Source organism: Nocardioides anomalus, from assembly GCF_011046535.1.
Taxonomy (GTDB): Bacteria; Actinomycetota; Actinomycetes; order Propionibacteriales; family Nocardioidaceae; genus Nocardioides; species Nocardioides anomalus.
In genome coordinates, this window is record NZ_CP049257.1 from 1,610,735 (window position 1) to 1,634,810 (window position 24,076).

The window sequence follows — 24,076 nt, forward strand, 5'->3', positions numbered from 1 at the left end:
CCCGGCCTAGGCGCAGTCGCGGCAGGTGCCGACGATCTCCAGGGTGTGGCTGACGTCGGAGAAGCCGTGCTCGTCGGCGATGGCGCGCGTCCAGCGCTCGACGGTCGGCCCCTCCACCTCGACGGTCCGGCCGCACGAGCGGCAGACCAGGTGGTGGTGGTGGCTGTCGGAGCAGCGCCGGTAGACGGCCTCGCCGTCCTCGGTGCGCAGCATGTCGATATCGCCGGCGTCGGCCAGCCGCTGCAGCGTGCGGTAGACCGTGGCCAGCCCGACCGGGTCGCCGCGGCGGCCGAGCAGGTCGTGGATCTCCTGCGCGGAGCGGAAGTCGTCGAAGGAGCCCATCGCCTCGACGACCGCGCGCCGCTGCTTGGTCGGCCGCATCGAGCCGTCAGTGCTCGTCATAGTGCTCTCCGTGCGGCGCGTGCCGGTGGCCGTCGTGGACGTAGTCGACGTGGTCGCCGTGGCGCACGGCGGGGTGGCCGCACTCCGGCCCGTGGTCGTGCCCGTGCGCCGTCGCCTCCTCGTGGACCGTCGTGCCGGCGTACGCGAACGGGGCGGCCAGCCGCTGCCGCCGCCGCGACCACACGCCGACCGGCCAGGCCAGCGCGAAGCCGGCCAGCGAGAGCAGCACGATGCTCGGCCCGGGCGCGACGCGGGCCTCGTACGACGCGAAGGCCGCCACCACCAGCCCGCCGAGCGAGGCCAGGCAGCCGAGCAGCATGGCCGCGCCGAGCGTGGTGCGGAAGGACCGGGTGACCTGCTGGGCGGTGGCCACCGGGACGACCATCAGGGCCGAGACCAGCAGCAGCCCGACGGTCCGCATGGCGACGGTCACGCTCACCGCGGCGAGCACGGCGATGAGCAGGTTGTACGCGCGGACGCGCAGCCCGGCCACCCGGGCGAACTCCTGGTCCTGGGCCACCGCGAACAGCTGCGGCGACAGCCCCACGCAGACCACGATCACGACCGCGGCCAGGACCATGGTGGCCAGCACGTCGTTCACCGAGATGGTGGTGATCGAGCCGAAGAGGTACTGCTGCAGCCGGGCCGCGCTCTCGCCGCCGATGCCGGTGAGCAGCACGCCGCCGGCCAGGCCGCCGTAGAACAGCAGGGCCAGCGCCACGTCGCCGTTGGCGTGCCCGCGCTCGCGGATCAGCTCGATGAGCGCCGCGCCGAGCACCGCGACCACGACCGCGGTCCACGTCGGCGACGTGCCGGTGAGCAGCCCGAGCGCCACGCCGGTGACCGCGACGTGGCCGATGCCGTCGCCCATGAGGGCCAGCCGGCGCTGAACCAGGTAGGTGCCGACGGCCGGTGCGGCCAGGCCGGTGACCACGGCCGCGATGAGCGCCCGCTGCATGAAGCCGTAGGTGAAGAGGTCCATGGCCTTCAGTCCCACCTCTCCTCGAAGGGCGAGCTGACCGCGGGCAGGTGGTCGCGCCGGGCCGGGTCGGGGTGGTGGTGGTGCGCGTGGGTCTCGCCGAAGCCGGGGGAGTGCACCGCGTGGTCGGCCAGCGGGCTGCCGTCGTAGGCGATCCGGCCGTCGCGCATCACCACCGACCGGTCGACCAGGCTGCCCAGCGGGCCCAGCTCGTGGGCCACGAGCACGACCGTCGCCCCGCGCGCCTTGAGCCGGCCCAGCGACGCGGCCAGGGCGACCTGGTTGGGCAGGTCGACGCCGGCGGTCGGCTCGTCGAGGAAGAACAGCTCGGGCTCGCCGGCCAGCGCGCGGGCGATGAGCGTGCGCTGCTGCTGGCCGCCGGAGAGCTGGGAGACGCCGTCGCGGGCCCGGTCGGCGAGGCCGACCACCTCGAGCGCCTCGTCGATCGCGGTCCGGTCCGCGCGGGACAGGGGCCGCAGCAGCCGGCGGTGGGTGAGGCGGCCCGAGGCCACGACCTCCCACACCGAGGCCGGTACGCCGGACGCGGCGCCGATGCGCTGCGGCACGAACCCGATGCGCCGCCAGTCCGCGAACGACGCGATCGGCTCGCCGTACAGCTCCAGGGATCCGCCGGTGAGCGGCAGCAGTCCGGTCAGGGCGCGGACCAGGGTGGACTTGCCCGAGCCGTTGGCGCCCATGAGGGCCACGAACTCCCCGGGCCGCACCGTCAGCGAGACGCCGCGGACGACCGGGCGGCCGGCGATGGCGACCGCGCCGTCGGTGAGGCGGAGGGGAAGGCTCACGCCGGGCACCCGTTGGCCTGCTCGAGCGCGGCCAGGTTCTCGCGCATCAGGGAAAGGTAGTCCTCCTGCGAGGTCTCGTCGCTCAGCCCCTCGATGGGGTCCAGGACCTCGGTGGTGATGCCCATGTCCTTGGCCAGCTGCGCGGTCAGCCGCGGGCTGACCAGGCGCTCGGAGAACACCGTGGTGATGCCGTCGCTGCGGATCAGGTCCTGGAGGCGGGCCAGGTCGGCGGGCGTGGGCTCGGCCTCGGGGGAGAGGCCGGCGATGCCCTCGATCTGCAGGCCGTACTTCGCCAAGTAGCCGAACGCGTCGTGCGAGACCACGATCGTGTCGCGCTCGCACCCGCGCAGCCCGTCGGCGTACGCCCCGTCGAGGTCGCGGAGCTCGCCCACCAGCCGGTCGGCGTTGGCCCGGAAGGTGTCGGCGTGGTCGGGGTCGAGGTCGGCCAGCTCGTCGGCCACCGCCTCGGTGAGGGTGGCCATCCGGGCGGGGTCCTGCCAGAAGTGCGGGTCGTCGCCCTCGAGGTCCACCACGTCGGCCACGTCCAGGACGTCGCCGGTCGCCACCTGCGCCACCGCGTCGTCCACGGTCGGCTGGAAGCCGTGCTCGACCAGCACCAGCTCGGCGTCGGCCACGTCGGCGGTGGTCTTGATGTCCAGCTCGAGGTCGTGCGGCTCCTTGCCGGCCTGGGTCAGGTTGGTCACCGCGACGTGGTCGCCGCCGACCTCCTGGGCCACGAAGGCCAGCGGGTAGAACGCGGCCGCGACGCCGACCTTGCCGCTCGCCGTCGCGCTGTCCTCTCTGAAGGCCGCGCAGCCCGTCGTCGAGACCAGGACCAGGGCGAGGAGGGGGGCGATCCGCATGAGAACGATTCTCACCACAAGTGAGAACCATTTTCAAGTCGACACCGCCCCCGAGGTCCTCGCTAGGGTCGGGGGGTGCTGGTGGTGAGCCGCTTCCGCGTCCCGGTCGGCGAGGGCGAGACGTTCCGCGCGGAGCTGGCGGGGGCGCACGCGGTGCTGGCCGAGCGGCCCGGCTACGTCGACGGCCACGTCGGCCGCAACCTGGACGAGCCCGAGCTGTGGGTGCTCACCACGCGGTGGGAGAACGTCGGCGCCTACCGGCGCGCGCTCTCGTCGTACGACGTCAAGATGCACGCGGTGCCGCTGCTGAGCCGCGCGGTGGACGAGCCCAGTGCCTACGAGCTGGTCGAGCCGGGGACCGAGCTCAATTCCGCCTCGACACGGTCGATAGGCTGAGGGTTCACCCAAACGCCAGACCGGCAGCCAGCCGGCCGTGACCATCCGGAGCATCTCGTGGCCAAAGCCCCCGCGTCCACCGTCGACCTCGTCGTCTCCCTGGCCAAGCGCCGGGGCTTCGTCTACCCGTGCGGGGAGATCTACGGCGGCACCCGCTCCGCCTGGGACTACGGCCCGCTCGGTGTGGAGCTGAAGGAGAACATCAAGCGCCAGTGGTGGCGCGCGATGGTCCAGTCGCGCGACGACATGGTCGGCCTGGACTCCTCGGTGATCCTGCCGCGCCCGGTGTGGGAGGCCAGCGGCCACGTCGACACCTTCACCGACCCGCTCACCGAGTGCCAGGTCTGCCACAAGCGGTTCCGCGCTGACCACCTCCAGGAGGAGGTCGCGGAGAAGAAGGGCCTCGACGACCCCGACCAGGTCGACCTGGCCACCGTGGCCTGCCCCAACTGCGGGACGCGTGGTGCGTGGACCGAGCCGCGCCAGTTCTCCGGCCTGCTCAAGACCTACCTCGGTGTCCTGGAGAACGAGGAGGGGCTGCACTACCTGCGCCCCGAGACCGCCCAGGGCATCTTCATCAACTTCGCCAACGTGGTGACCAGCTCGCGGATGAAGCCGCCGTTCGGCATCGCCCAGATCGGCAAGAGCTTCCGCAACGAGATCACGCCGGGCAACTTCATCTTCCGCACCCGCGAGTTCGAGCAGATGGAGATGGAGTTCTTCGTCAAGCCCGGCGAGGACGCCGAGTGGCACCAGTACTGGATCGACGAGCGGACCCGCTGGTACACCGACCTCGGCATCGACCCCGACAACCTGCGCCACTACGAGCACCCGCAGGAGAAGCTCAGCCACTACTCGACGCGCACCGTCGACATCGAGTACCGCTTCCGCTTCGCGGGCTCGGAGTGGGGCGAGCTCGAGGGCATCGCCAACCGCACGGACTTCGACCTGCAGACGCATGCGAAGCACTCCGGCCAGGACCTGTCGTACTTCGACCAGGCCGCCAACGAGCGCTACTACCCCTACGTCATCGAGCCGGCCGCCGGGCTCTCGCGCAGCCTGATGACCTTCCTCGTCGACGCCTACGCCGAGGACGAGGCGCCCAACACCAAGGGCGGCGTGGACAAGCGGGTCGTGCTCAAGCTCGACCCGCGCCTGGCGCCGGTCAAGGTCGCGGTGCTGCCGCTCTCGCGCAACAGCGACCTCTCGCCCAAGGCCAAGGCGCTCTCGGCCGAGCTGCGCCGCAACTGGAACGTCGACTTCGACGACTCCGGGGCCATCGGCCGCCGCTACCGCCGCCAGGACGAGATCGGCACGCCGTACTGCGTGACTGTCGACTTCGAGACCCTCGAGGACGACGCGGTGACGGTGCGCTCGCGCGACACCATGGCGCAGGAGCGGGTCCCGCTGGCCGGCATCACGTCGTACTTCGCCGAGCGTTTCTTCGGCTGCTGATGCCGTCCCGCCTGCACAATGACGGGGTGCTGAGGAGGGTCGGCGCGGGCCTCGCCGCGGTGGTGCTGGCCGGCGGCGTGCTCGCGGGCTGCTCGGGTGACGACAGCGGGTCCGACCCCGACGCCGGCGACGGCAGCAGCAGCGCCAGCACGGCCGGCGAGACCGGTACGGCAGGCACGGCTGGCCCGTCGGCCTCGGCCAGCTCGCTGCCGGTCCCGGCGGGCGTCGAGCTGAGCCCGCAGGGCAGCCAGCTCGCGGTCGGCGACACCGCGACCGTGGCCTACCAGCCCAAGCAGGACGAGGTCGGCGTCCTCGACATCACCATCACCCGGCTCGAGAAGACCACGATCAAGAAGTCGTTCGAGGGCTGGGACCTCGACGCGGGCCAGAAGAAGGCCAGCCCCTACTTCGTGCGCGCCACCATCACCAACCGCGGCGACACCGACCTCGGCGGGCGGCGGGTGCCGCTCTACGTCGTGGACGGCGACAACACCCTCATCGAGGCCACGTCGTTCGCCAGCGCCTTCACCGCCTGCCAGCCTGGAGCGTTCCCGAAGAAGTTCCCCACGGGCAAGAAGACCAAGGTCTGCCTGGTCTACCTCGTGCCGCGACAGGGCGACCTCACCGCGGTGAGCTTCCGGCCCACCCAGGAGTTCGACCCCATCACCTGGTCCGGCGAGCTGCAGGACCCCGAGCCGCCGAAGCCGGCGGGCGGCAAGGGCGGCAAGAACAAGAGCGGTCAGCGCGGGGGCTAGTCCCGGTCCGCGCGCGTGTCGATGGCCCGGACGGGCCATGGTCCGGGGCCGCCGCCGACGCGACGCTCGGGGCGTGCTGCGTCTCCTCGCCTGCGTCGTCCCCCTCCTGGCCGTCGGGCTGGGTGCCCCCGCGGTCGCCGAACCCGCCGAGCCGCCGGCCGTGGCGTACGCGACGGGCACCGTGGTGCACCTCCCCGACGGCTCGAGCGTCACCCTCCCGGTCCGCGGCCGGGTCGAGGTGCTCGGCCGCCGCGCCGGCCAGTGGCTGGTCGCGGTGGACAGCGCCGACGACCGGGTGCTGGCGGTGCGCGGCAGGACGGTCCGCCAGGTCTGGCTGCACCGGTACGCCGAGGAGGCGGTCGGCTACCAGCTGCGCCGCGGCGCGGCACAGGTCGTCGAGTCGGTCACCGACCGGGGTGGGCGCACCGAGCTGACCGTGTTCGACCTGGACGGCGACGTGGTGGGCAGCCGGGCGTGGTTCGACGGCACCTCGGTCATCGGGCAGGACGACGACGCGCTCTACGTCGGCTTCTGGGAGCGGCCGACGCTGCGCTGGGTCCCGGGGGAGCGGTCGACCAAGGTGGGCCCGGTCGCGGAGCTGGCCGACCCCGACCACGACCTGCTCTTCGTCGCGACCCCGTCCGGGGACGGCGACGACGAGGACGACGACCAGGTCGGCCCGACCGCCCTCAGCGCTCCGGGGACGCCGGCGTGGAGCGCCGACTTCGAGCCCTCCGCGGTCTCGCCGGACGGCGCGTGGGTCGCCGGCGAGACCTACCGCCGCCGCGCCCTTCTCGAGGTCCGCCGGGTCAGCGACGGCGCCGTCGTGGCACTGCCCGCGCTCGCACTGGCCGGCACGACCGGCGTACCGGTGGCCTGGGAGGCCGACGGCGACCTGCTGGCCGTGGTCGGCACGGGCGGACGGCGGTGGCTGGTGCGCTGCACGGTCACGGGGGACTGTGAGCGGGTCACGGCGCCCACCACCGCGCGCCTGGGGCTCGTCCCGCGCTGATTCCCGCATCGGGCGCCTCCGCACGGAGAATGGGGGGCATGTCCGGACTCACCCTCGGCCCGCTGCAGGTGGCGACGCCCGTGGTGCTCGCGCCGATGGCCGGGATCACCAACGCGGCGTACCGCCGGCTGTGCGCAGAGCAGGGCGCCGGGCTCTACGTCTGCGAGATGATCACCAGCCGCGGCGTCGTGGAGCGCGACCAGCACACGCTCGACATGCTGGTCTTCGACGAGCGCGAGACGACGCGGTCGGTGCAGCTCTACGGCACCGACCCGGTCTACGTCGGCAAGGCCACCGAGATCCTGTGCGCGGAGTACGGCGTCGCCCACGTCGACCTCAACTTCGGCTGCCCGGTCCCCAAGGTGACCCGCAAGGGCGGCGGGGGAGCGCTGCCGTGGAAGCGGCAGCTGCTGGGCGAGATCCTCGAGCACGCGGTGGCCGCGGCCGCGCCGTACGACGTGCCGGTCACCATGAAGACCCGGATCGGCATCGACGAGGAGCACCAGACCTACCTCGACGCCGGCCGGATCGCCCAGGAGTCCGGCGTGGCCGCGATCGCGCTCCACGGGCGGACCGTGGCCCAGGCCTACTCCGGCTCCGCCGACTGGTCCGCGATCGCGCGGCTGGTCGAGCACGTGGACATCCCGGTGCTCGGCAACGGCGACATCTGGGAGGCGGCCGACGCGCTGCGGATGGTGGCCGAGACCGGCTGCGCCGGGGTCGTCGTCGGGCGCGGCTGCCTGGGCCGGCCGTGGCTGTTCCGCGACCTCGCGGCAGCGTTCGACGGGACCGAGGTGGCCACGCTGCCGCGGCTGGGCGAGGTGGCCGCCATGATGCGCCGCCACACCGAGCTGCTGGCCCACCACCTGGGCGAGGAGCGCGGCTGCACCGAGTTCCGCAAGCACGTGTCGTGGTACCTCAAGGGCTTCGCCGCCGGCGGCGAGCTGCGCCGCTCGCTGGCCATGGTGAGCTCGCTGGCCGAGCTCGACGCGCTGCTCGAGCGGCTGGACCCCGACGAGCCGTTCCCGGTCTCCGAGCTGGGGGCCCCGCGGGGCCGCCAGGGCTCGCCGCGCGACCGCGTCGCCCTCCCCGAGGGGTGGCTCGACGACACCGACGGGACCGGCTGCGGGCTCACCGAGGACGCCGTGGAGACCACCGGCGGGTGAGATCCGCGTCTCAGGACGAGGCGGGCCGGCCCGCTCAGCCGGGGCTCCGACAGTGGCCCGCGTCACCCGGATGGGGTGTCAGGGATTGGCTGCTCCGCGGGGCGTGTGGTTGAGTCGTCAATCGCGTCGGCCGTGACCTGTCCGTGACAATCCGGTCGACGCATGTCGTTGTCACCAACCAGCAGAGGATCAGCGCTGTGGGCGAGCATCGCCACAAGCGGGACACCGAAGCCCGCCGCAAGCCCCCGGCCATGGCCGTCATCGCACCGCTCGCCGTCCTGGCGACCGCCGGTGTGGTCGCCCTCGGCGTCGGGGCCGCCGACCCCGCGGCGTCCGACCTGACCAAGATCAGCGCCGACGCCCCCGCTGCCGGGCTGAGCGCCGTACCGTCCCAGCGCTCCGAGGTCGTCACCCGCGCCGAGGACCGCGCCAAGCACGTCCGGCTCACCCCCGTCCCGCCGAACGCCATGTCCAAGGCCGCCATCCAGGCCGCGGTGGACGGCGCGAAGAGGAAGCAGTGGACGACCGACGAGCTGAACATCTGGAACCAGCCCGGCGACAAGGCCACCCAGCTCGGTGAGATCGAGGCCGGCAAGAAGGTCCTCGTCACCGGCCGCACCTTCTGGGGCCGCACCGAGATCGTGCTGGACGGCCAGTCGCGCTGGGTCACCACCGGCTACCTCGCCGACGAGAAGCCCGCCGGCGCCGGCGCCGGCCTCTCCATGGAGCCCTGCCCCGACGGCAGCGTGGAGAACGGCCTCACCGACGCCGCCGTCTACGTCTACCGCTCGGTCTGCCACGCCTTCCCGGAGATCACCTCCTACGGCGGCTGGGACGCCCACGGCGAGCACGCCAGCGGCAAGGCCATCGACATCATGACCAGCGACGTCGCCCTCGGCACCGCCATCGCCGAGTTCCTCCAGGCCCACGCCTCCGAGCTGAACCTGTACGACGTCATCTGGCGCCAGCACATCTGGACGCCGGTCCGGTCGAGTGAGGGCTGGCGGATGATGCCGTCTCGCGGGTCCGCCACCGCGAACCACTACGACCACGTGCACGTCTCGGTGAACTGACCTCGCTGCGCTCGGTCCTCACCGAGCCGCGGCCGCGGTCGCAGTGGTCGGCGGCGGTCGCGCCGCGCGACGGCGCCAGCCGGTGCGGGGTCCGCGCCGTGGCGTCCGGCCGTGGACGGCCCGTCGGCGCGGTCACCTAGGCTCGGGTGCTGATGGACAGCACCGACCGCTACGACGAGCGAGACCGCGAGCGGCTCGTCGCGGAGCCGCCCAAGCGCGTGGAGGCGCCGGAGCGGACGCCGTTCGAGCGGGACCGGGCGCGGGTGGTGCACGCGGCGGCGTCGCGGCGGCTGGCGGGCAAGACGCAGGTGCACGGGCCGCAGGTCGACGACTTCGTGCGCAACCGGCTGACCCACAGCCTCGAGGTGGCGCAGGTGGCGCGGGACCTGTCGCGGGCGCTCGGGTCGCAGCCGGACATCGCGGAGACCGCGGCGCTGGCGCACGACCTGGGCCACCCGCCGTTCGGGCACAACGGCGAGCAGGCGCTGCACGAGCTGGCCGCGCCCTGCGGGGGCTTCGAGGGCAACGCGCAGACGCTGCGGCTGCTGACCCGGCTGGAGGCCAAGACGTTCGGCGCGTCGGGGGAGTCGGCGGGGCTCAACCTGACGCGGGCGACGCTCGACGCCTGCACGAAGTACCCCTGGCCCGCCGCCGAGGGGCTGCGCAAGTTCGGGGTGTACGCCGACGACCTGCCGGTCTTCACCTGGTTGCGCGAGGGCGCCCCGGCCGGTCCGCTCGGTGGGCCACGTCGCTGCGTCGAGGCGCAGATCATGGACCTCGCCGACGACGTGGCCTACTCGGTGCACGACGTCGAGGACGGCGTCGTGGCGGGCCGGGTGGACCTCACCCGGCTGGACCGCGACGCGGTCTGGGCGGCCGTGCGCGCGGGCTACCTGCCCGAGGCGTCCGACGACGAGCTCGGCGCCGCCCTCGACGGACTGAGGAGCGTCGACGGTTGGCCGGACGCGGCGTACGACGGGACGCGGCGGACCCTGGCCGCGCTGAAGAACCTCACCAGCGACCTGATCGGCCGCTTCTGCGGGGCGGTGCAGGAGGCGACATTCGCGGCGGCCCCGGGCCCGTTCGTGCGCTACCGGGCCGACCTGGTCGTGCCCGAGCAGACCGTGCTGGAGATGGCGGTGCTCAAGGGGATCGCCGCGCACTACGTCATGCACGCCGATGACCGGGTCCAGCTGATGGCCCGGCAGCGGACCCTGGTCGCCGAGCTGGTCGCCGCGCTGCTGGCGCACGCCCCGGCGTCGCTGGACCGGTCCTTCGCCGACGACTGGGAGCGTGCGGGCGACGACGCCGAGCGGCTGCGGGTCGTGGTCGACCAGGTCGCCTCGCTCACCGACGCCAGCGCGGTGACCTGGCACGACCGGCTGGTCCGCCACGGCACCGGTGCGGCCGGCTGGCGCGCGTAGCCTCCTCCCACCATCCCTCGTCGCAGGAGCACTGATGACCCGGACCCGTGTCGCCGTCGCCGTAGCCGTCGCCCTCGTGATCGGGGTCCTGTTGGGGAGCGGAGTCGCGCCGGCGGCCGCCTCCGGCCTGACCAAGAAGGCGGTGAAGAAGCTCGCTGCCTCGGTGGTCGAGAAGCAGGCTCCCGGCCTCTCGGTCGCGCGCGCCAGCACGGCGGACCGGGCGGCCACGGCGCTCGACGCCCAGGCCGTGGGCGGCCTGCCCGCGAGTGCGCTGCAGACCCCGGTCTTCCAGTACCGCCTGCCGACGACGACCACGCCCACGGCGAACCTGAACTACGTGTTCCCCGGTCTACCTGCGGGTCGCTACGTGGTGTCCTACTCGGCCTCCTTCGACGTCTCGAGCAACGTCACGGCCCTCTTCTGCCAGCTGAGCTCCGACAGCGGGGCGACGCGGCTGGCGTTCAGCGCGGTCGAGGGGGGCACCGCGTACACGATCTCGTGCTCGGGCAGCACCGCTCTGGAGGTGGCGGCCGGATCGACCCTGCGCTTCCGGGCCGAGGGCAACGGCAGCACGATCAGGAGCGTCCCGTCGCCGCAGACCCCGAACACCGTCACGTTCACCCGGGTGGACACCATCACGTCCGCCGCCGCGGTCTCGGCGCCGTGACCGGTCCGCTCGTCTGGCTGCCCTTCGACCCGGCCGAGCTGGGCGACCCGCCGGACGGCCTCGACTACGAGGTGGTCGCTTCCCTGGAAGAGGTCCCGGCTTCCGTGGAAGACGTCGAGATCTTCGTGCCGCCGTACTCCGTCGGCCCCGAGGTCCGCGACGTCCTGCCCCGGATGACGTCGCTCAAGGTGGTGCAGACCCTGACCGCCGGCGTGGACAACCTCCGCGACGTGGTGCCCGACGGGGTCACGCTCTGCAACGGCCGCGGCATCCACGACACCTCGACGGCCGAGCTGGTGCTGACCCTGACCCTGGCCTCGCTGCGCGGCGTGCCCGGCTTCGTGCGCGCCCAGGACCGCCACGAGTGGACCCCGGGCTGGCACGAGTCGCTGGCCGACAAGCAGGTGCTCCTGGTGGGGTACGGCGCGATCGGGGCGGCCATCGAGGCCCGCCTCACGCCGTTCGAGTGCCAGGTGGTCAAGGTGGCCCGCACCGCCCGCGACGGCGTCCACGCCATCGACGCCCTGCCCGAGCTGCTCCCGCACGCCCACGTCGTCGTCCTCGTGCTGCCGCTCACCGACGAGACCCGCGGCCTGGTCGACGCCACCTTCCTGGCCCGGATGCGGGACGGGGCGCTGCTGGTCAACGTGGCCCGCGGCGCGGTCGTGGGGACCGACGCCCTGGTCGAGGCCCTGCACGCCGGGCGGGTCCGCGCCGCCCTCGACGTCGTCGACCCCGAGCCGCTGCCCGCCGACAGCCCGCTGTGGGACTGCCCCGGGCTGCTGGTCTCGCCGCACGTCGGCGGCTCGAGCAGCGCGATGTGGCCGCGCGCGTACCGCCTGGTCCGCGACCAGCTGCACCGCCTGGCCGCCGGCGAGCAGCCTGTGAACGTCATGACCGGCGAGTACTGAGACGCCCGTAGGATCAGGAGGTGGCCGGCCGGATCCGTGAGGAGAGCATCGCGGAGGTGCGCGAGAAGGCCTCCATCGAGGAGGTCGTCGGCCAGTACGTCACCCTCAAGAACGCCGGCGCCGGCTCCCGCAAGGGGCTGTGCCCGTTCCACGACGAGAAGACGCCGTCCTTCAACGTCAACGCGAGCCGCCAGTCGTTCCACTGCTTCGGCTGCGGCGAGGGCGGCGACGTCATCTCGTTCGTGATGAAGATCGACGGGCTGTCGTTCATGGAGACCGTCGAGCGGCTGGCCGAGAAGTACGGCGTCGAGCTCAAGCGCGAGGACGGCGAGGGCTTCGACGACCGGCCCAAGGGGCCGGCGCGCGGCAAGATGGTCGAGGCGCACCGGGTCGCCCAGGAGTTCTACGCTGAGCACCTGCTGACGCCCGAGGCCGCGGTGGCGCGGCAGTTCCTGACCGAGCGCGGCTTCGACGGCGCGAGCGCCGAGCAGTTCGGGCTGGGGTTCGCCCCGCGCGGCGGTGACGACCTGTTCAAGCACCTGCGGGCGCGCGGGTTCACCTCCGAGGAGATCACCGTCGGCGGTCTGGCCGTGCCGAGCCAGCGCGGCGGCTCGCCGTACGACCGGTTCCGGGGGCGGCTGCTGTGGCCGATCCGGGAGGCGAGCGGCGAGACCATCGGGTTCGGGGCGCGGCGGATCTTCGAGGACGACCGGGTCGAGGCGAAGTACCTCAACACCTCCGAGACGCCGATCTACAAGAAGAGCAAGGTCCTCTACGGCATCGACCTGGCGCGCCGCGAGATGGGGCGGTCGTCGCAGGCGGTGGTGGTCGAGGGCTACACCGACGTGATGGCCTGCCACCTGGCCGGCGTCGGTACGGCGGTCGCGTCGTGCGGCACGGCGTTCGGCGACGACCACGCCAAGGTCCTGCGGCGCTACATGGCCGACCACGAGGAGTTCCGAGGCGAGGTGATCTTCACCTTCGACGGCGACGCGGCCGGGCAGGCGGCGGCGCTCAAGGCGTTCCAGGGCGACCAGAACTTCGTCTCCCAGACCTACGTCGCGGTCGAGCCCGATGGGCTCGACCCGTGCGACCTGCGCATCAAGAAGGGCGACGCCGCGGTCCGCGAGCTGGTGGCCCGACGGGTGCCGCTGTACCGCTTCGTGCTGCGCAACCTGGTCGAGAAGTACGACCTCGACCGGGCCGACGGCCGCGTCGGCGCCGCCCGCGAGGCGATGCAGCTGGTCTTCAGCAGCCGCGACCAGGCCGCGGCCCGCAGCTCCTACGCCCGCGAGATCGCCCAGCTCACCGGCCTGGACCCGCTCGAGGTGCAGGCCCAGATGGACCAGTTCGTGCGCCGCGGCCGCTCCTCCTCCGGCGCTCCCCAGGCCGCGCCCGAGCCGCCCGCCCGCCGAGCCGCGCCCAGCCTGCTCGACCCGCGGTTCCTCATCGAGCGCGAGACGCTCAAGCTCGTCGTCCAGCACCCCACCGCCATCGGCCGCTCCACCGCCGAGATCGGCCCCGACGACTTCACCCACCCGGCCTACCGCGCCGTGTGGGAGGTCGTCTCCGCCGCCGGCGGCCCGTCCGCCGGCGCGGGCGACGCCGGCTGGGTGGCCCGGCTGCGCGACGCGGCCGCGCCGGACGTCGTACCCGTGCTCAACCAGCTCAGCGTCGAGCCCCTCAAGCGCCAGCCCACCGGCGACTACATCGCCGAGCACGTGTTCCGGCTGCTCGAGCTCACCGCCCAGCGCCGGATCGCCGAGGTCAAGGCCAGGCTCCAGCGCACCAACCCCGTCGAGCACGCCGAAGCCTTCAACCGGATGTTCGGCGAGCTCGCCGCCCTCGAGGAGCACCGCCGCAAGCTCCGCGACCACATCATCGGCGCGCAGTGAGGGGCTTCCGCCGCCGCGACGTCCCGGACGTCGCCGTCGACCCGGGGGAGAAGGTCCTGGCCCACGCCACCTCGCCCGACGGGCCGGTCGCCGGCACCGGCGCCGCGCTCTACCTCCCCGACGGCCACCGCATCCCCTGGGAGAGCATCGAGGCCGCCGACTGGGACCTCGACTCCACCACCTTCAAGGTCTCCGAGGTCGGCACCTGGGGCGAGCAGCGCGCGGCGTACGCCCTCACGCTCGACGAGCCCGACCGCCTGCTTCAGCTCGTCCGCGAGCGCGTGACCGCCACCATCCTGCTGCAGCGCCACGTCGCCATGCGCGGCACCAAGGGCGTCCGCGTCATCGCCCGCCGCGCCCCCACCGGCGAGCGCCGGGTCACCTGGCTGTTCGAGTACGACGAGGGCATCGACCCCGACGACCCCTTCGTCGCCCAGGCCGCCCAGGAGGCGCTCCTGAGCGCGCGCGAGGAGGTCGGTGACCGCTGATTTCTCCCGCCCGGATCCTCGTTGCTAAGGTTTCCGGGCTGCGCAAGCAGCGCAACCCGATCCCCTGTAGCTCAACTGGCAGAGCATTCGACTGTTAATCGAAGGGTTGTTGGTTCGAGTCCAACCGGGGGAGCACACTTCGCGACGACGACCTCCGAGTCGGCCCTGGCGGGCCTTCTCCGGAGGTCGTCGTCGCTGTGCGCGCTTCCCCCTGTCGGACTCGAACCAGCCACCCTCCGATCAACCGCCGCATGCTCGACCGAGTCTCGGTGCGGGTTGCTGTGCGGGACGTCGTCGGGGACGAGCGGTGCCCTAGGCTCCGCCGTCGAGGGGCGGTAGCTCAGTCGGTCAGAGCAGGGGACTCATAATCCCTGGGTCGTGGGTTCGAGCCCCACCCGCCCCACAGAGGCATCCTGACGGCGAGCGCGTCGCCACGGACGCAGAGCATGACCACGGTCCCGGACCGCCGCACCCCCATCTGGTCGGGGCGCAGTGACGAAGCACTGGTGGCCGCGCCGCCGCGACCTGGGGGGACAACCGGCGGCGCGGCCTCGACCACCGTATTGAAGACGGCTCTCACCGGGCGTCCTTGATCTTGGGGATCCCGCGGGTCAGCCGCGGGGTGCGGGCGGCTCAGGGTCGGAGGCGAGACCGCGCCAGGCGGCGTCCGCCAGCGCTGCGGCCTCGTCGCCGGTGACCGCGCCGCTGCGCAGCAGCCGCCACATCACCGGACCGAAGGCGACGTCCAGGGCGACGTCCGGGTCCAGGTCGGGCCGCACGTCGCCGCCCGTGACCGACCGGGCCCAGAGCTCCTGGACGGCGTGTCGGCGGCTGTCGAGCAGCCTGGTCCGCATCAGGGCCGCGGCGTCGGCGTCGGCGAGGGAGGCGGCGAGGAGCTCGACCAGCAGCCGACCCGTGGGTGAGCCGTAGAAGCGCGCGACCCGCCGCGTCTGCTCGGACAGGTCGGCCTCGGCGGACCCCTCGTCGGGCAGCTGGGTGCCGTGCTCGAGACGGTCGGCGAACGCGTCGATGGCCACGCACAACCGGTTGGGCCAGTACTTGTAGATCGTGGCCTTCGAGACGCCCGACCGGAGGTTGACGGCGTCCACGGTGGCGGCGGCGAGCCCGCCCGCGTCCAGCAGCTCCGCGGCGGCGTCGAGCACGCGTTGCCGGGCCCGCTCCCCGCGGCCGGTCACCGGCCGGGCCTCGGTCACGACGGCGGGCCAGCCGTGGACGCGGCCAGCTCGCGCCACCGCTCGAGCTCGGCCCGGACCCGGTCGAGCTTGTCCTCGACCATCTCGACCGCGTCGGCGCCGAGCTGCAGGCGGAACGGCGGCTCGGGGGACATGAGAGCGGTGTGGAGAGCGGCGGCCGCCCGGGCCGGGTCGCCGGCCTGCTGGACCGAGCCCGTACGGACCGCCCGGCGCACCGCCCCGGAGCTGTCGGCGTAGTCGTCGAGCTCGACGGCCGCGGTCCGCACGGCGTCCAGGAACCCGGTGCGGAACCCGCCCGGCTCCACGACGGTGACCCGGATGCCCAGCGGGGCGAGCTCGGCCTGCAGCGCCTCGCTGACCCCCTCGAGGGCGAACTTCGTCGCGCCGTACACGCCCCAGCCCGCGACCTGGGCGAAGCCGCCCATCGAGCCGATGTTGACGACGTGCCCCGACCGGCGCGCGCGCATGCCGGGCAGCACGGCTCGCGTCACGGCGAGCAACCCGAACAGGTTCGTCTCGAAGACCGCGCGGACCTCGTCGTCGGAGGTCTCCTCGACCGCGCCGAGCAACCCGTGGCCGGCGCTGTTGACCAGGACGTCGATCCGGTCGAACCGCTGCACCGCGGCGCGGACCGCGGCGTCGACCTGCCTGTCGTCGGTCACGTCGAGCGCCACCTCGAGCAGGCGTCCCGGGCCGTGGTCGGCGAGCCCTGCGTCGCCCGCGCGCGAGGTGGCGACGACGTCGTCGCCCGCGGCCAGTGCGTGGAGCGCGACCTCGCGACCGAGGCCGCGAGCTGCGCCGGTGATGAACCAGACTCTGCTCATGCCTCGACTGTAATGAACGTTCAGTTCAGTTTCAAAAGGTGTTCAGGGCGGTCCCCCCGGCCCGGGAGAGGCGGGGGGACCGCGCCACGTCGGTCCGGTGTCGTCCGGTCACCCGGAGGGTGATCCCTGGTCACCCGACGGGTGGCGTTCACCACGCTAGGACGGGGCGGCGGCGCGCGGGAGGCCCCTTCAAGCCATCCTGCGCGGGCGTTCGAGCCATCGGCGGCTAGTGCCGATGCACCAGGCGGCGGGCGTCGCCGTACGCCGTCCGGCCGCGTTTGCGCAGGTCAGGGCGGGTCAGGGTGGCGCTGACGGCATGGTCAGGACGGGTCATGCCGCGGACGCAGGTGGGCCACCCGACGCACCTGCGGGTGGACCCGGACGCGTCATGCGGGTGGGGGCGTGACCTGCGAGGCTCGGTGGGTGAGCGGCGCCGAGGGCTTCCTGGTCATCCTCGGCGTGGTCGCGGGCGGCTCGGTGGTCGTGTGGGCCATCGTGAGGTCCACCGGGCGCTGGTAGGCGCCCGCGGGCCGCTCAGGCCGCGGCCAGGACCTCGAGCTCGACCGGGTCCCCGACCGCGAGGTGGCCGCCGGCGAGCACCCGGCAGATCGACCCGCCGCGCCGGCGCAGCGCCTCCTGGGCGCCGCGGCCGATGGTGTCGTCGAGCAGCTTGCAGGGCGCGGCCACGCGGACCACCTCGAGCAGGACCGGCCCGAGCCGGATGAGCGAGCCGGGCTGGCGGGGCACCTCGCCGGTGGAGACGGTGACGTTGCGCCGGGTCAGCCCGAGCGGGATCGGGGCGCCGAACAGCTCCTCGGCCTCGGCGATGCTCTCGGCGGACTGCACGCTCACCTGGCGGTGCCGGGAGCCGTGGTAGCGGTCGCCGACGATGCCGGCCGCGGTCTCGACCTCGACGGCGTCGCGCGCCTTCATCGGCAGCCGCGAGCCGGGGGCGAGGTGCAGCGCGGCGACGGTGACCACGTCCTCCAGGGTACGGAAGGGAGTGCAACGCGCTCGCCGACACCGCACCTACTTCTGGCTCATGGCCGTCTGCCTGGGCCTGATCGTGCTGGCCTGGAACGTCGTGCGCCTGTGGTCCACCACCGCGGCGGTGCTGATGAGCGTGGTGGCCGCGGTGATCCCGCCCGTGGCGGCGATCGTCGGCAACTCCGGGGCGCTCGCCGACAGCGACCTGCCCCGGTCGCGGCCGAGCCGCCCCACCCGGTTCGAGGAGGACCCGGACCGCTGAGTCCGGGAGGGCTCAGAACCCGTGCGCGAGCCCCCAGGCCACCGCCTGCGAGCGCCGGGCCACGCCGATCTTCTGGTAGATCTGCCGCACGTAGGTCTTCACCGAGTTCACGCTCACGAACAACCGGTCCGCGATCTCCAGGTTGCTCAGGCCGCGGCAGATCAGCTCGAGGACCTCGGCCTCGCGCGCGCTGAGGTCGGCCATGCCGGGCTGTGCGCCGATCCGGCCGCCGGTCGGCGCCACGGTCTCGCCGCGGGAGACCGCGGCGACGGCGTCGGCGAGGTCCTGGGCGCTGGCCGACTTGGAGACGAAGCCCCGCGCGCCGGCGGCCAGGGAGCGCCGCAGGTTGGAGGGGCTGCTGGTCCAGGTGAAGACGAGGACGGGCGCGGTGGTGCGGTGGACGACGCGGGTCAGGTACTCCTCGAGCTGCATGGTGCGCCCGATGGGGTCGCACAGCAGCACGTCGACGGCCGGGGGCTCCCCGTCCGCCGTCACCTTCACCACCTCGACGCTCGCCCCCGAGCGCGCCAGCATGGCGCCGACCCCGGTGACGATCAGCTCCGGCTCGTCGTAGACACCGACAGCGAGCGGGTGGTCGCTGCCCCGTGACGGCGCATTCATGATGGAGCCGAATGTAGGCGGCGAGTCGCGTGCGGCTCGCCCCGCGAGCCTCACCAAAAGGGGTGGAATCCGCAGGTCAGAGCTCGTCGGCGATGCGGTACTGCCCGTCGGCGAACTGCAGGACCAGCGTGATGTCCTCGGTCGTCTCGTCGCCGCCGCGGCGGTAGGTGTAGGTGTAGGAGACCCGCATCGTCTGGGGGTCGGCGGAGACGGAGTCGATGGTGGCCGACTGCACCGGACCCCAGAACTTCTCGTAGGCCTCCAGCCCGTTGCTCTTGTCCTGGAACGCCGGCGTGAGCAGGTCGAAGGCCGAGGTCGGGTCGGACACGACGGTGTCGATGTAGGTCCGCACGAAGTCCTCCATGCCCTTCGCCGTCGGCTGCTGCGCGGCCTCCGAGGACGGCGGCGCGGTGGTGCCCCCGCTCGGCGCCGTGCTCGCGCCGTCGCCGTCGCCGTCGTCCCCGCCCAGCCCGATCACGAAGGCGATCGTGGTGACCACGGCCAGCGCCAGGACGGCCAGCGCCACGAGGAGCCAGCGCCGGCCCGGTCGGGCCGACGGGCGCCGGGTCTCCGCCGTCGCAGGAGGAGGACCGGGGGTGCCGACCGGGGCGGCGGCGAGCGGCAGGAGGGAGGTGCCCTGGTCGTCGTAGGTGCGGGTGCGCGCGGCGGCCGACGGCCCCACCGGCGTGGTGGGTCGCGCGACGGGCACGGTGGCCTCGCGGGGACCGCGGTCCAGGAACTCCTCGGCCGTCGCGATCGACCAGCGGCGGGCCGGGTCGCGGGTCATCGTGGCCTCGACCAGCGGCGTGAGCCAGCCCGCGTGCGCGGGCCGCGGCGGCTCCTCGTGGACGATCCGGTAGAGCGCGCCGAGCAGGTTGTCGCCGATCTGGTACGGCGCGTGCCCCTCCAGCGCGTGGAACAGCGTCGCGCCCCAGGACCACACGTCGCTGGCCGGCGTCGCCTGCTGGCCGCTGGCCACCTCCGGCGAGAGGTACGCCGGGGAGCCGGTCACGAGCCCGGTCTGGGTCAGCGCGGGGTCGGAGGAGGTGCGCGCGATGCCGAAGTCCGACAGCTTCACCTGCCCGTCGGGGGAGACCAGGATGTTGGACGGCTTGACGTCGCGGTGCACGATCCCGGCCCCGTGCGCGGCGGCCAGCGCCCTCGCGGTCTGGGCCAGGACCGGCACGGCCTCGTCGGGGCTGAGCCGCCCGCGCTGCTTGATCAGGTCGCCGAGGTCGGTGCCCTCGACGTACTCCATGACCAGCCACTGGACGTCGCCCTCGCTGACCAGGTCGAAGACGGCCACGACGTTGGCGTGGTTGAGCCGGGCGGCCAGCTTGGCCTCCCGCTCGGCCCGCACGGCGTCGGGGGTGATCCCGCCGGGGGCGACGCCGATCCGCTTGAGCGCGACGGTCCGGCCGAGGACGTCGTCACGGCCGCGCCACACGGCGCCCATGCCGCCGCGGCCGACCTCGGTCTCGAGCGTGTACCGCCCCGCCACCACCGTCGTGGTCATGCGCCGATCAACTGCTGCTCACCCGTTCCTCCTGCCCACCCACCGTACGGGTACCCGGTGGAACCGGTTCGCTCCGGTGCCGGCGGATCGGGGAGGATGGAGGGGTGAGCGACCCCGACCTCCTCGACGACCTCGTGTGGCGCGGCCTGGTCGCGCACTCGACGGACCTCGACGCCCTGCGCGAGGCGCTGGGTGCGGGGAGCGTGCGGTTCTACGTCGGCTTCGACCCCACCGCGCCGAGCCTGCACATGGGCAACCTGGTGCAGATCCTCACGGCCAAGCGGCTGCAGGAGGCCGGCCACACGCCGTTCGCGCTGGTCGGCGGGGCCACCGGGATGATCGGCGACCCCAAGGAGTCCGGCGAGCGCACGCTCAACACCGTCGAGACCGTCCGGGACTGGGTCGAGCGGGTGCGCCGCCAGATCGAGCCGTTCCTCTCCTTCGAGGGTGAGAACGCCGCGACGATGGTCAACAACTACGACTGGACCGCGAGCCTGTCGACCATCGACTTCCTGCGTGACGTCGGCAAGCACTTCCCGGTCAACCGGATGCTGGCCCGCGACGTGGTGAGGAGCCGGCTCGAGGCCGGCATCAGCTACACCGAGTTCTCCTACGTCCTGCTGCAGTCCATGGACTTCCTCGAGCTGTTCCGCCAGCACGGCGTGACCCTGCAGTTCGGCGGCTCGGACCAGTGGGGCAACCTCACCGGCGGGGTGGAGCTGATCCGCCGTGCCGACGGCGGCCACGCGCACGCCTTCGCCACGCCTCTGATCACCAAGGCCGACGGCACCAAGTACGGCAAGACCGAGGGCGGCGCGCTCTGGCTCGACCCGGAGATGATGTCGCCGTACGCCTTCTACCAGTTCTGGCTCAACGCCGAGGACGCCAAGGTGGAGGAGCTGCTCAAGGTCTTCACCTTCCTCACCCGCGCCGAGATCGAGGAGCTGGTCGCGGCCCACGCGGCCGAGCCCTTCCGGCGCGCCGCCCAGCGCCGGCTGGCCGCCGAGGTCACCACGCTGGTGCACGGCGCCGGGGCCACCGCGCAGGTAGAGGCGGCGTCCGCGGCGCTGTTCAGTGGCGGCTCGCTCGAGGGGGTCGACCCGGACGTGCTGGCCCAGGCGCTGGGCACGGCCCGCCCGTTGGTGCCCGCCCCCGAGGGCGCGACGCTCACCGACCTCTTCGTCGCCTCCGGCCTGGTGGCCAGCCGGGGCGAGGCGCGTCGCGCGTTCGCCGAAGGTGGCGCCTACGTCAACAACGAGCGCGCCGAGGACCCGGAGCAGGTGCCCGGACCGGACGACTTCCTCGGCGGCCGGGTGCTGGTGCTGCGCCGCGGCAAGAAGAACTTCGCGGGGGTCACCGCCCCGTGAGCTGGCTCGCGGGGCTCGAGGAGCGCGCCCGCGCGGTCCTGCCGGCGCACGTCTTCGACTACGTCGCCACCGGCTCGGGCGGCAACGCGACCCGCGACGAGGCGGCGGACGCCTGGCGCGCGGTCCGGCTCGCCCCGCACGTGCTGCGCGACGTCACCTCGGTCTCGCTGGCCACCACCCTGCTCGGCCACGAGTACGCCGTCCCGTGGGGCGTCGCGCCGACCAGCGCCCAGCGCGAGGTGCACGCCGGCGGGGAGCCCGCGATGCTGCGGGCCACCGCGGCGGCCGGGGCGCTCACCGTGGTCTCCAGCAACGCCGGCACCCGCTTCGCCGACCTGCCGGACGGGCCCTGGTGGCTCCAGGTCTACGTCCCCGCCGACCGGACCCTGGCCGAGCCGCTGCTGCACGCGGCCGTCGAGGCCGGCGCCTCCGCCCTGGTGCTGACCGTGGACACCCCGGTCGTGGCCCGCAAGCCCACCGAGTCGTCGTTCTGGGAGCTGGCCGACCCGCAGTGGCTGCGGGTCAACTTCGACGAGGGGTACGACGACCGCCCCGGCGCGGAGAAGGCCACCGACCTCGGCCCGCACGACCTCGGCTGGCTGGCGGGCGTGAGCGGCCTGCCGGTGGTGGCCAAGGGCGTGCTCCGCCCCGACGACGCCCGCCGCTGCGTGGACGCCGGCGCCGCCGCGGTCTGGGTGTCCAACCACGGCGGTCGCCAGCTCGACCGGGCGCTGCCCACCGCGCTCGCGCTGCCCGCGGTGGTCGACGCCGTCGACGGGGCGACGCAGGTCTACGTCGACGGGGGGATCCGCAGCGGCCTCGACGTCGTGGCTGCGCTGGCGCTCGGCGCCGATGCGGCGTTCCTCGGGCGCCCGCCGGTCTGGGCGCTGGCCGAGGGCGAGGCCGCGGTGGCCCGGCTGCACGCCGAGCTGGCCGTAGAGGTCACCGAGGCGCTCACCCTGGCCGGCTGCCGCACCCCGGCCGACGTGCGGGGAATCGCGGCGTTCCCCGCGACTCCGTAGGCTTGGGGATCGTGCCCGAGAACCGTCGTCCGCAGCGTCCCACCGGCAAGAAGACCACCGCCGGCCGGGGTGGCGGCGCGCCCACCGGCCGGGGTGCCGGCCAGGGCCGAGGGCAGGGCGGCGGCCAGGGCAGCAGTCAGGGCGGCGGCCGGGGCAGCGGGCAGGCCAAGGGCGGCGGCCGCAGCGGCGGTCAGGGCGGCGCCGGCCGCAGTGCGCCCACGTCCGGTGCCCAGGGCCGCGGCGGCCGCTCGCCCGCCCGCCCGCCGCGCGACGACCGGCCCCCGCGCACCAAGGACCAGGCCGAGTACGACGGCCCGGACCTGCCCGAGAGCGTGACCGGCAAGGAGCTCGACCGCTCGGTGACCGCCCAGCTCAAGGGCCTGCCCGAGAAGCTCGCCGCCCGCGTCGCGCGCCACCTGGCCGCGGCCGGTCTCTACATCGACCAGGACCCCGAGCTGGCCTACCGGCACGCGCTGGCCGCCCGCTCGCGCGCGCCGCGGCTGGCCGTGGTCCGCGAGGCCGCCGGCGAGGCGGCCTACGCCTCGGGCCACTACGCCGAGGCCCTGGCCGACCTGCGGGCGGCCAAGCGGATGAACGGCGCCACGGCGTACCTCCCGATCATGGCCGACTGCCACCGCGCCCTCGGCCAGCCCGACCAGGCCGTGAAGCTGGCCAAGAGCCCGTCGGTGGAGGGCTTCGCGCCGCCGGCCAAGGCCGAGATGACCATCGTCGAGGCCGGGGCGCGCCGCGACATGGGCCAGGTCGACGCGGCGCTGCGCATCCTGGAGCAGGCGCCGCTGATGTCGAAGTCCCGCGAGCCGTGGGTGGTCCGCCTGCGCTACGCCTACGCCGACGCGCTGGCCGAGGCCGGCCGCACCGAGGAGGCGCTGGCCTGGTTCCACCGCACCCAGGCCATCGACTCCGAGGAGCTCACCGACGCCGCCCAGCGGGCCGCCGACCTGGAGAAGCAGGCCCAGTCCTAGGTCGCCCCTGTGGTGTGACCGACGTCATGGTCCCGGTGAGGTGCTGGCGCGGGCCGGTGGCGGGTACTGCCTGCGCAGATTGACGGCAGGCTGACCACGGGGGTGTACTTCCTGCACCACATGCCCATCTCGGGGGCGTGGTCTCCGGAAGGAGTCGTGATGCTCCGGTTCTCGGGCTCAGGGTGCAGTGACGTCGGGCGGGTGCGCCCGCACAACGAGGACTCCGCGTTCCTCGGTCCCTACGTCGCGCTCGTCGCCGACGGGGTCGGCGGCGCAGCCGCCGGTGAGATCGCCTCGGCCACCGCGGCGTACTCCGCCAGCGCGGTCGCGCTCGGCCGCACCGGCGGCCGGCCCGAGGCCGTGCTGGCCGAGGCGTACGCCGCCGCGGCCGCCGGCGTGCGGTTGGGGGTCCAGCGCGACCTCGACCGGCTGGGCATGGCCACGACGCTGACGATGGTGGTCACCGACGGCACCCACGTCGCGCTCGGCCACGTCGGCGACTCCCGCGCGTACCTCCTGCGCCAGGGGGTGCTGCGCCAGATCAGCCGCGACCACACCTACGTCCAGCACCTGGTCGACACCGGCCAGCTGAGCCCGGAGGCCCGCAGCACCCACCCGTGGCGCAACGTGGTGCTGCGCTCGGTCGACGGCGACCCCGAGGGGGCAGGCGTGGACGTCACCCGGCTCGAGGTGTCGCCCGGCGACCGGCTGATGGTCTGCAGCGACGGCCTCACCGACCTGGTCGACGACGGCCGGATCGCCGAGGTCCTGGCCAGCGCCGAGCCCGACGAGGCCGCCGCCGAGCTGACCCGGATGGCCCTGGACGCCGGCGGGCGCGACAACATCACCGTGCTGGTCCTGGACCTGGTCGACGGCCCCCGGGTGGTGGGCGACGGCAAGCTCTACGGCGCGCTGGCGGACCCCTACAACGTGGTGGACCCCGCCGCGGTGCACCTCCCGCGGGTCAGCTGACCTCTGCCACACTGCGGCC

General features: G+C 73.7%; 25 protein-coding genes and 2 tRNA genes. 18 read left to right on the forward strand and 9 right to left on the reverse strand.

The window, feature by feature from the left end; genetic code table 11:
• Positions 1-6: 6 nt before the first annotated feature.
• Genes G5V58_RS08140 through G5V58_RS08155 form a run of 4 tightly spaced genes read right to left on the reverse strand, consistent with a single transcriptional unit; the run spans position 7 to position 3,047 of the window.
• Positions 7-402 carry a Fur family transcriptional regulator gene (locus G5V58_RS08140; RefSeq protein WP_165230899.1) on the reverse strand — a complete coding sequence of 132 codons (396 nt, stop codon included), beginning with the start codon at positions 400-402 and terminating at the stop codon, positions 7-9.
• Positions 389-1,384, reverse strand: coding sequence for a metal ABC transporter permease (locus tag G5V58_RS08145; RefSeq protein WP_165230902.1), 996 nt, complete (start codon positions 1,382-1,384; stop codon positions 389-391). Before G5V58_RS08145 ends, G5V58_RS08140 begins: the two co-directional genes overlap by 14 nt.
• A 5-nt stretch (positions 1,385-1,389) precedes the next feature.
• Complete coding sequence (locus tag G5V58_RS08150; RefSeq protein ID WP_165230905.1) at positions 1,390-2,184, reverse strand: metal ABC transporter ATP-binding protein; 795 nt, start codon at positions 2,182-2,184, stop codon at positions 1,390-1,392.
• The gene (locus G5V58_RS08155; protein ID WP_165230908.1) at positions 2,181-3,047 is read right to left on the reverse strand and encodes a metal ABC transporter substrate-binding protein; all 867 of its coding nucleotides are present in this window, start codon (positions 3,045-3,047) and stop codon (positions 2,181-2,183) included. The genes G5V58_RS08150 and G5V58_RS08155 overlap by 4 nt, the downstream gene beginning before the upstream one ends.
• Before the next feature lie 75 nt (positions 3,048-3,122).
• Here G5V58_RS08155 and G5V58_RS08160 point away from each other — a divergent pair, with 75 nt between their 5' ends.
• The 13 genes from G5V58_RS08160 (at position 3,123) to G5V58_RS08220 (ending at position 14,692) form a co-directional block, all read left to right on the forward strand.
• Positions 3,123-3,443, forward strand: a complete 321-nt coding sequence (locus G5V58_RS08160) for an antibiotic biosynthesis monooxygenase family protein (protein WP_165230911.1) — start codon at positions 3,123-3,125, stop codon at positions 3,441-3,443.
• A gap of 57 nt (positions 3,444-3,500) precedes the next feature.
• A complete protein-coding gene (locus G5V58_RS08165) occupies positions 3,501-4,898 on the forward strand; it encodes a glycine--tRNA ligase (RefSeq protein WP_165230914.1) in 1,398 nt (465 codons plus the stop codon).
• Positions 4,899-4,924: 26 nt separating this feature from the next.
• Positions 4,925-5,653, forward strand: coding sequence for a hypothetical protein (locus tag G5V58_RS08170; protein WP_165230917.1), 729 nt, complete (start codon positions 4,925-4,927; stop codon positions 5,651-5,653).
• 73 nt (positions 5,654-5,726) lie between these two features.
• On the forward strand, positions 5,727-6,665 hold the full coding sequence (locus G5V58_RS08175; protein WP_165230920.1) for a hypothetical protein: 939 nt from the start codon (positions 5,727-5,729) through the stop codon (positions 6,663-6,665).
• Positions 6,666-6,703: 38 nt separating this feature from the next.
• Complete coding sequence (dusB, locus tag G5V58_RS08180; RefSeq protein ID WP_165230923.1) at positions 6,704-7,831, forward strand: tRNA dihydrouridine synthase DusB; 1,128 nt, start codon at positions 6,704-6,706, stop codon at positions 7,829-7,831.
• 197 nt (positions 7,832-8,028) lie between these two features.
• On the forward strand, positions 8,029-8,904 hold the full coding sequence (locus tag G5V58_RS08185; protein WP_230487174.1) for an SH3 domain-containing protein: 876 nt from the start codon (positions 8,029-8,031) through the stop codon (positions 8,902-8,904).
• Between the two features lie 152 nt (positions 8,905-9,056).
• Positions 9,057-10,328 (forward strand): deoxyguanosinetriphosphate triphosphohydrolase, encoded by a 1,272-nt coding sequence (locus G5V58_RS08190; protein ID WP_165230926.1) that lies wholly within the window; start codon positions 9,057-9,059, stop codon positions 10,326-10,328.
• 34 nt (positions 10,329-10,362) lie between these two features.
• Positions 10,363-10,995, forward strand: a complete 633-nt coding sequence (locus G5V58_RS08195) for a hypothetical protein (RefSeq protein WP_165230929.1) — start codon at positions 10,363-10,365, stop codon at positions 10,993-10,995.
• Entirely contained in the window at positions 10,992-11,906 is a 915-nt protein-coding gene (locus G5V58_RS08200) for a 2-hydroxyacid dehydrogenase (RefSeq protein ID WP_165230932.1), read from the forward strand. Before G5V58_RS08195 ends, G5V58_RS08200 begins: the two co-directional genes overlap by 4 nt.
• Positions 11,907-11,926: 20 nt before the next feature.
• Entirely contained in the window at positions 11,927-13,801 is a 1,875-nt protein-coding gene (gene dnaG / locus G5V58_RS08205; protein WP_165230935.1) for a DNA primase, read from the forward strand.
• Entirely contained in the window at positions 13,798-14,289 is a 492-nt protein-coding gene (locus G5V58_RS08210) for a hypothetical protein (protein WP_165230938.1), read from the forward strand. Before dnaG ends, G5V58_RS08210 begins: the two co-directional genes overlap by 4 nt.
• A gap of 60 nt (positions 14,290-14,349) precedes the next feature.
• Positions 14,350-14,422 (forward strand) — tRNA-Asn (locus G5V58_RS08215).
• A 196-nt stretch (positions 14,423-14,618) separates the two neighbouring features.
• Positions 14,619-14,692 (forward strand) — tRNA-Ile (locus tag G5V58_RS08220).
• 208 nt (positions 14,693-14,900) lie between these two features.
• On the opposite strand, the gene G5V58_RS08225 is transcribed toward G5V58_RS08220, so the two are convergent.
• From G5V58_RS08225 to G5V58_RS08235, 3 genes are all read right to left on the reverse strand, one after another.
• Positions 14,901-15,503, reverse strand: coding sequence for a TetR/AcrR family transcriptional regulator (locus tag G5V58_RS08225; protein WP_165230941.1), 603 nt, complete (start codon positions 15,501-15,503; stop codon positions 14,901-14,903).
• A complete protein-coding gene (locus tag G5V58_RS08230; protein ID WP_165230944.1) occupies positions 15,500-16,327 on the reverse strand; it encodes an oxidoreductase in 828 nt (275 codons plus the stop codon). Before G5V58_RS08230 ends, G5V58_RS08225 begins: the two co-directional genes overlap by 4 nt.
• Before the next feature lie 534 nt (positions 16,328-16,861).
• Positions 16,862-17,308: an MOSC domain-containing protein gene (locus G5V58_RS08235; RefSeq protein WP_230487175.1), complete on the reverse strand. Its 447-nt coding sequence runs from the start codon at positions 17,306-17,308 to the stop codon at positions 16,862-16,864.
• A 22-nt stretch (positions 17,309-17,330) separates the two neighbouring features.
• Here G5V58_RS08235 and G5V58_RS08240 point away from each other — a divergent pair, with 22 nt between their 5' ends.
• Positions 17,331-17,576 (forward strand): DUF3099 domain-containing protein, encoded by a 246-nt coding sequence (locus tag G5V58_RS08240; RefSeq protein WP_230487176.1) that lies wholly within the window; start codon positions 17,331-17,333, stop codon positions 17,574-17,576.
• Positions 17,577-17,588: 12 nt separating this feature from the next.
• On the opposite strand, the gene G5V58_RS08245 is transcribed toward G5V58_RS08240, so the two are convergent.
• Positions 17,589-18,197 (reverse strand): response regulator transcription factor, encoded by a 609-nt coding sequence (locus tag G5V58_RS08245; protein WP_165230953.1) that lies wholly within the window; start codon positions 18,195-18,197, stop codon positions 17,589-17,591.
• A gap of 76 nt (positions 18,198-18,273) precedes the next feature.
• Positions 18,274-19,713, reverse strand: coding sequence for a serine/threonine-protein kinase (locus G5V58_RS08250; protein ID WP_165230956.1), 1,440 nt, complete (start codon positions 19,711-19,713; stop codon positions 18,274-18,276).
• 104 nt (positions 19,714-19,817) lie between these two features.
• Here G5V58_RS08250 and tyrS point away from each other — a divergent pair, with 104 nt between their 5' ends.
• The 4 genes from tyrS to G5V58_RS08270 all read left to right on the forward strand — a co-directional run bounded on the left by tyrS (position 19,818) and on the right by G5V58_RS08270 (position 24,057).
• Positions 19,818-21,080, forward strand: a complete 1,263-nt coding sequence (gene tyrS / locus G5V58_RS08255) for a tyrosine--tRNA ligase (RefSeq protein ID WP_165230959.1) — start codon at positions 19,818-19,820, stop codon at positions 21,078-21,080.
• Positions 21,077-22,102 carry an alpha-hydroxy acid oxidase gene (locus G5V58_RS08260; protein WP_165230962.1) on the forward strand — a complete coding sequence of 342 codons (1,026 nt, stop codon included), beginning with the start codon at positions 21,077-21,079 and terminating at the stop codon, positions 22,100-22,102. The genes tyrS and G5V58_RS08260 overlap by 4 nt, the downstream gene beginning before the upstream one ends.
• Before the next feature lie 11 nt (positions 22,103-22,113).
• Positions 22,114-23,085 carry a tetratricopeptide repeat protein gene (locus tag G5V58_RS08265; RefSeq protein ID WP_196240572.1) on the forward strand — a complete coding sequence of 324 codons (972 nt, stop codon included), beginning with the start codon at positions 22,114-22,116 and terminating at the stop codon, positions 23,083-23,085.
• 159 nt (positions 23,086-23,244) lie between these two features.
• Entirely contained in the window at positions 23,245-24,057 is an 813-nt protein-coding gene (locus G5V58_RS08270) for a PP2C family protein-serine/threonine phosphatase (protein ID WP_165230965.1), read from the forward strand.
• Positions 24,058-24,076: the final 19 nt, after the last annotated feature.